Genomic DNA, 1,889 nt, shown 5'->3' on the forward strand with positions numbered 1-1,889 from the left:
GATCAAGCGCACGCTCGACCTCGTCAACCTGGGCGGCTTCGAGCAGAAATACCCGTGGCAGCTTTCCGGCGGCATGCAGCAGCGCGCCTCGATCGCGCGGGCGCTGGCCTTCGACGCCGATCTCCTGTTGATGGACGAGCCGTTCGGCGCGCTGGACGAGATCGTGCGCGACCATCTCAACCAACAGCTTCTGGAGCTTTGGGAGCGGACCAACAAGACCATCTGCTTCGTCACCCATTCCATTCCCGAGGCGGTCTACCTCTCGACGCGGATCATCGTCATGTCGCCGCGTCCGGGCCGCGTCAGCGACGTCATCGAATCGACGCTGCCCAAGCAGCGACCGCTCGACATCCGCGAGACACCGGAGTTCCTGGCGATCGCGGCACGCGTGCGCGACGGGCTCAGGGCAGGACACAGCTATGATGATTGAGGTGAAGCGGCACTGGCTTGCGCCTTCAACGCAGGAGGTGCATCGCCCTAGCGAGGCAGACGCTAACCGTGCTTTCGTCATCCTAGGGCGGAGCCGCCGCGAAGCGGCGTGCGCAGACCCTAGGATCCATTCCGTGACTTCGGCCGAAAGGCCCAAACGGTTCAGAATGTCCGCCACGCAGGCGACGACGGCTGACGTTTTCTTCAGGTCGGGAGCATTGTTCCGCACCGTTGCGGAGCACGAAAGTTACGGCATGGATCCTAGGGTCTGCGCCGCGTCGCTTCGCTCCTTGCTTCGCCCTAGGATGACGAAGGCCTGGTTGGCCGCTCCCTCTACGCACGCCGCTTTCCGGCTCCGCCCTAGGACGACGAAGAACAGGCATGGCCACATACGCGGCAGCGCTGCCAGCAGAGGGTGGTTGGCGGCGTTGCAGCCGAAGTCACCCGACCTCCGCTTCGCTCCGGCCACCCTCTCCCCGCTGGGGAGAGGAGGGGGCCAACCTCGCGAGGATCGCTAGATGGACTCCTTCCGCGACAAGATCGTTCCGGTGACCTCGATCCTCGCGGGCGTGGTGGTCTTCTGGTATGTTTTCGCCGTCATCCTCAACGCGCCGTTCCAGCGCGATCTCGACCGCCGTGCCGGCGAGACGCCGGGGGTTGTGGAATTCATCGGCAAGACGATGTCGCAGCCGAAGCCGACGCTGCCGGCGCCGCATCAGGTGGCTGTGAATTTCTTCGAGAACACGTTTCTGCGCAGCGTCACCAGCAACCGCAGCCTTGTCTACAATGCCTGGGTGACGTTGTCCTCGACGCTGCTCGGCTTTGCCTTCGGCACGGCGCTCGGCATTGTGATTGCCGTCGGTATCGTGCATGTGGCGACGCTCGACCGCAGCCTGATGCCTTGGATTATCGCCTCGCAGACCATTCCGATCCTGGCGGTGGCGCCGATGATCATCGTCGTGCTGGCGGCGATCGGCGTCACCGGGCTGATCCCGAAGGCGCTGATCTCGACCTATCTGTCGTTCTTCCCGGTGGCTGTCGGCATGGTCAAGGGTTTGCGTTCGCCCGAGCTCACCCATCTCGACCTGATGCACACCTACAATGCCAGCCCCTCGCAGACCTTTTGGAAATTGCGCGTGCCGGCATCGGTGCCGTTCCTGTTCACCTCGATGAAGGTGGCGGTCGCCGCCAGCCTGGTCGGCGCCATCGTCGGCGAACTGCCGACCGGCGCCGTCGCCGGCATCGGCGCCAAGCTGCTTGCCGGCGCCTATTACAGCCAGACCATCGACATCTGGTCGGCGCTGGTTGCCGGCTCGGTCGTGGCAGCCCTGCTGGTTATGGTGGTCGGCATGGCCGGGCGCATCGTCGACCGCGCCATGGGCGGGAGGCCGGCATGAGCGATCTCCTCAGCCTTTCGTCGATCACGCCTCGTTCCTGGCAGGGGTATGCCGCGCTTGTCC

Annotated in this window: 2 protein-coding genes; both read left to right on the plus strand. The window is 64.7% G+C overall.

Features of this window, described 5'->3' with window-relative positions; genetic code table 11:
• A partial coding sequence (locus EOA85_RS34165) for an ABC transporter ATP-binding protein (RefSeq protein ID WP_164760094.1) occupies nucleotides 1-430 on the plus strand: 430 nt, incomplete at its 5' end.
• A gap of 517 nt (nucleotides 431-947) precedes the next feature.
• Entirely contained in the window at nucleotides 948-1,826 is an 879-nt protein-coding gene (locus EOA85_RS34175; protein ID WP_127212627.1) for an ABC transporter permease, read from the plus strand.
• Nucleotides 1,827-1,889 lie beyond the last annotated feature (63 nt).

The sequence above is a fragment of the Mesorhizobium sp. M5C.F.Ca.IN.020.29.1.1 genome, from assembly GCF_003997375.1.
GTDB classification, from domain to species: Bacteria; Pseudomonadota; Alphaproteobacteria; order Rhizobiales; family Rhizobiaceae; genus Mesorhizobium; species Mesorhizobium wenxiniae.

Excerpts from the sequence above, each read along its gene's own strand:
- EOA85_RS34175 (WP_127212627.1), top strand. The coding sequence starts at position 948 with ATGGACTCCTTCCGCGACAAGATCGTTCCGGTGACCTCGATCCTCGCG.